Origin of the sequence: Kitasatospora sp. NPDC127060 (assembly GCF_042724935.1) — a bacterium.
Taxonomy (GTDB): Bacteria; Actinomycetota; Actinomycetes; order Streptomycetales; family Streptomycetaceae; genus Kitasatospora.
This window is the reverse complement of the sequence record NZ_JBHXEG010000171.1, coordinates 1-4,669: the sequence shown is the minus strand read 5'-3', so window position 1 is coordinate 4,669 and position 4,669 is coordinate 1. Positions and strand designations below refer to the sequence as shown.

Below are 4,669 nucleotides of genomic sequence, written 5' to 3'. Positions count from 1 at the left end.
GGGGACGGTTGCCGTCCCCCGCGCGACGCCCGTACGGTCCGTGAGGTCAGGCCGTGACGTGGTACCAGTAGCCGCCGGTGCGCAGGCCGACGTAGTGGACGTTGGTGCCGGTCTCCTTGGCCTCGTACATCATGTCGGCGCCGGTAGCGGGGTCGGTGCCGGCGTAGAGCACGACGTGGACGGTGTTGTGGGCATCGGTGCCGAAGTACTCGACGTCGCCGGGGCGGCGCTGGGCCTCGGTGATCGGGATGAGGTGCTTGTCCAGGGTCTGCTCGGTGGTGTCGCCGCCGTTGGCGAGGTCGATGCCGGCACCGAACCAGAAGGCCGCCCGGACCAGGCCCGAACAGTCGAAGCCCACGGTGGTGTTGGCCGGGCAGGGCTGGATCGAGCCGGTGTAGCCGTCGCAGGTGCCGAGCGTCGGGCCGGCGCCCTCACCGCGCAGCGAGTGGCCACCGCCCCACACGTACGGGAGGCCCAGGTAGGTCTTCGCCGCGTTCAGGACCTTGGTGGGGTCGATGGTGCCGCTGGGCAGCGGGGTGGGGGTGCTGGTGTAGAGGGCGTTCTTCACGGAGGTGCCGACGATGCCGTCGATGGCCAGGGAGTGCGCGGCCTGGAAGTTGCGCACGGCGGTGTCGGTGGCCGGCCCGAACTGCCCGTCCACGGTGAGGCGGCCGGCGTTGAAGGTGTTCAGCATCGTCTGCAGCGTCGAGACGCACTGCCCGGAGGCACCGGTCTGCAGCGTCCCGCACTGGGTGCGCAGGTCCACGGTGCCGGTGGCGGCGGCGGCCGCCGCGTCGAGCTTCGCCTTGGTGGCCGGCCCCACGATGCCGTCGGCCGTCAGCGAGTGCGAGGACTGGAAGGTGCGCACGGCCGTGCCGGTGGCCGACCCGAACTGCCCGTCCACGGTGAGGGTCGCGCCGGTCAGGTTGAGCTCCGTCTGGAGCTGGGTGACGCAGCCGTCGGCCTCGCCCTGCGTCAGGTTGGCCGGGCAGGACGGGGAGGTGATCGGTATCGGGGCCGGCGCGGTGGCGGCGGAGGCGACCGAGGCGGTGTACGCGCCGACGCCGGTCAGCACGGACGCCAGGGCCAGGCCCAACGACAACCGGCGCCGGGTGGGGAGGAGGGTACTCACAGGGTACTCCGAATCCATGAGGGGTCGTCACAGGGAGCGACCCCGGGAGCCGGCTCGTGATCACCGGGTCGCAGCAGCACTCTGCCTCACTCCACCCTCCGTACGGGAGACCGCCGTTCGTCCCATCGGCCGCCGGGACGCGTCTCACGGCGCTGGCCTGCGCGGTGAGACGCGTCCCCATTTCTGGGAGCGACCCGTCCCTGTCCGAACGAGCCCGTCCCCGAGCCCGGGCGGCGTCCCCACGGGGCCTGCTCGGCCTCCCGGTGACGGGTGCCGACCGTGCCGGAGCCACCGCCGACCGCGCCGACCGCGCCGGAGCCACCGCCGAAAGGTGCTTCGTGTCGGAATCGATTTGTGACGTGGCCCTGCCTAGTTCGTTCCCGCCTCGCTGTGATGGGATGTGCCCGACGAGTGACGAACGCAGGTGGGGGTGCGTGGTGCGGAGCGGGCGGCTGCTGGGGCTGGACGGGGACGCGGCGAATCTGGTCGCGGTGGGGCTGGTGCGGCTGGGGGCCGAGGAGTGGGTGGGGGCCACGGGCGGGGCGCCCGCCTGGGTGGGCGGGCTGCGCGCGGCCTCCTTCGCGGACGCCTGGCTGTCCTTCGGCGACGCGCCGGCCCCCGGATTGCGGGTGGCGGCCTCGGCGGTGCTGCCCGCCGTCGTGGCGCAGGCGGCCGAGCTGCTGCTGCGCTCCTGCGCCGACGACGCGGCGACGGCCCTCGGGTGGCTCGGGCAGCGCTCGGCGGAGGCCCGTGAGCAGGCCCACCGGGAGGACGTGACCCACCCGGCCGAGCCCTGCGCGCTGACCCTGGTCTGGCACGAGGTCCAGGCGCTGACCGCCGAGGACGGCCCGTCCCACCGCCTCCGCGCGGCGGAACGGGTCGAGGCCTACGTGCGGGAGCGACACCGCCGCCAGGACACCCTGGCGCTGGTGCTGTGCTGCGCCCGGATCGCCGCCGCCTCGCTGGTCGAGCTGAGCGAGGGCGATCCGGCACGGGTGGACGGCTGGCTGGAGCAGGACGCCGCGCGGGCCATGCCCCTGCTCGGCCCCGTCCCGCTGTGGGTGCCGGGCCGCCCCTGACGGCCGGCGGGCCCGGCCGCCCGCCCCACGTGTGCGAGGCGGGCGACCCGTTGCCTTCCCGGGCCCGGGGTCAGCGCGGCCCGGGGTCGCTGGTGCCGGGGCGGCCGTTCTCCGCGTGTCCGGCCCAGCGGCGGCGGAACGCCGGCCCGTCCGTGCCCGTCACCGTGACGTCGTACCAGCGGCTGTCGGCGCGCAGGTCGAAGGTGAACCGGGCGTCGTCGCCGGGGCGCAGGGTACGGCCCTGCTTCGCGCCCTTGGTGTAGGCCTCCTCGGCGGTGACCGTGCGGGTGGTGTCCCCGTGGTTGGACACCGTGACCCGCACCTTGTTCTTCGCGGGTTCGAAGCGGGCGACCAGGCCGCCCACCGTCTTGCCCTCGAACTCCTGCACCGAGCCGTTCGGCCCGTGGGCGACGAGGTGGTAGCCGCCGTCGGTCAGCGGCCAGTGGTCCTCGAAGCTGTCGCCGGCCGAGATGGTGTAGCGGCGGGGGGCCGCCGTCGGCGCCGTCCGGTCGTAGACGTAGAGCCAGGCACCCGCCGAGCCCCGGTTGTTCAGGTTGAGCTGGAACACCGTGGCGTCGTCGGTCTCGTCCTCGTTGACCCGCAGGTCGTACGGGAGGGCGCGGGCCGGGCGGGTGCCCGGCTCCTGGGTGGGCATCCGCTGGGGCATCGGTACCTGGTACGGCTTGCCCTGCGAGGCGATCGGCGCCGGCACCGGGATCGAGACCGGCTTCGGGTCGGCGCCGGAGAAGTCGAGCGCCGAGGTGAGGTCACCGCAGACCGCGCGGCGCCAGGCGCTGATGTTGGGCTCCTCGATGCCGAACCGGGCCTCCAGGAACCTCAGCACCGAGGTGTGGTCGAAGGTCTCCGAACAGACCCAACCGCCGCGCGACCACGGGGAGATGACGAGCAGCGGCACCCGGGGGCCGAGGCCGATCGGCTGCAGTCCGCCGCGGTCCGCGCCGGGCACCAGCGGGCTCATCTCGCCCGGGTACCTGCCGAGGTCGAGCAGTTCGTCACCGAGGCTGGCCTCCAGGTCCGTGGAGACCATGCCCTGGCCGCCCGGGCGGCTGACGACCGGGGGCATCGGCGGGACGACGTGGTCGAACAGGCCGTCGTTCTCGTCGTAGTTGATGAGGAAGACGGTCCGGCCCCACACCTCGGGGTTGGACGTGAGCGCGTCCAGCACCAGGTTGATGTAGTACGCGCCGTCGGTGGGCGTCGCGGAGGGGTGCTCGCTGTACTTGTACGGCGGGACGATCCAGGAGACCTGCGGCAACCGGCCCTGCTCGACGTCGGCCCGGAACTCCTTGAGCGTGTGGTCCGTCGCCCCCTTCTCCACCAGCGGACCGGACGCGCCCTCGGCGACCTGGTACCGCTCGAAGAACATCAGCGAGTTGTCGGTGTAGTTGTCCGTCGGGGTGCCCGGCTCACCGGAACCGCCCTGGTACAGCTTCCAGCTGACGCCGGCGTCCTCCAGCCTCTCCGGGTACGTCGTCCAGGTGTAGCCGTTCTTGTTGTTGCGCTCCTCCAGGCCGGGCCCGTTGGGCTTGCGGCCGTACACGTTGCGCGGGTCGCTGGTGCCGGTCCAGAGGTAGATGCGGTTGGGGGCCGTGTCCGCGTGGACGGAGCAGAAGTACGAGTCGCAGACGGTGAACGCGTCGGCGAGGGCGAAGTGGTACTGGAGGTCCTGGCGCTTGAGGTGACCCATCGTCATGACGTCCTGCTTCTGGTTCACCCACTGGTCGTGGCGCCCTTCGTTCCAGGCGAGGTGGCCACTGCTCCAGCCGTGGTCCGTACCGGCCTGGTACTCGGTGGTGTTCCGGGGGTCGATGTACCAGGGCAGCACCTCCTTCTCGGAGGCCGGCAGACCACGGTCGTGGTACCGCCCGGTCTTCACCGCGGCGGCCGGCTGGTGCCAGTTGGGACGGCCGTCGGACAGCAGCGTGGGACGTGGGTCGGCGAAGCCGCGGACCCCTCGGAGGGTGCCGAAGTAGTGGTCGAAGGAACGGTTCTCCTGCATCAGGATGACGACGTGTTCGACATCCTTGATCGAGCGGGTCCTGCTGATCGCTGGCAGGGCCAGCGCCTTGCTGACCGCGGGCGGGAACGCCCCGAGGCCGGCGGCGGCCACGGACGCACCGCCCAGCTGAAGAAATCGGCGCCTGTCGATGGAGGCCATGGGAGGTCCTTCCCAGTCGTGCACTGCACGGGTACGGAGAAGGCTCGAACATAGGCATCGCACACGGGCCGTACACAATCCTCCAGCGAACGCCGCGTGAGCTTTCGGCCAACTGTTGTCCAGCCAACTCCCCCGTGCATCGGCCGACCGGGCCGGAAGGCCCGGAAGCGCGAAAAGCCCCCGCCCGGTTCACCCGGCGGGGGCTTCTCTCGAAGAATTGTTCGGCGGCGTCCTACTCTCCCACAGGGTCCCCCCTGCAGTACCAACGGCGCTGTGAGG

General features: G+C 72.2%; 3 protein-coding genes. 1 reads left to right on the top strand and 2 read right to left on the bottom strand.

Annotated features, from left to right (window positions below; genetic code table 11):
• Window positions 1–46 precede the first annotated feature (46 nt).
• Window positions 47–1,132, bottom strand: coding sequence for a peptidoglycan-binding protein (locus ACFWIS_RS40380; protein WP_380463964.1), 1,086 nt, complete (start codon window positions 1,130–1,132; stop codon window positions 47–49).
• 434 nt (window positions 1,133–1,566) lie between these two features.
• Between ACFWIS_RS40380 and ACFWIS_RS40375 the strand changes: the two genes are divergently transcribed.
• The gene (locus ACFWIS_RS40375) at window positions 1,567–2,211 is read left to right on the top strand and encodes a hypothetical protein (protein ID WP_380463962.1); all 645 of its coding nucleotides are present in this window, start codon (window positions 1,567–1,569) and stop codon (window positions 2,209–2,211) included.
• A gap of 70 nt (window positions 2,212–2,281) precedes the next feature.
• Here the strand turns inward: ACFWIS_RS40375 and ACFWIS_RS40370 are convergent, their stop codons facing one another.
• The gene (locus ACFWIS_RS40370) at window positions 2,282–4,390 is read right to left on the bottom strand and encodes a phosphocholine-specific phospholipase C (RefSeq protein WP_380463960.1); all 2,109 of its coding nucleotides are present in this window, start codon (window positions 4,388–4,390) and stop codon (window positions 2,282–2,284) included.
• Window positions 4,391–4,669: the final 279 nt, after the last annotated feature.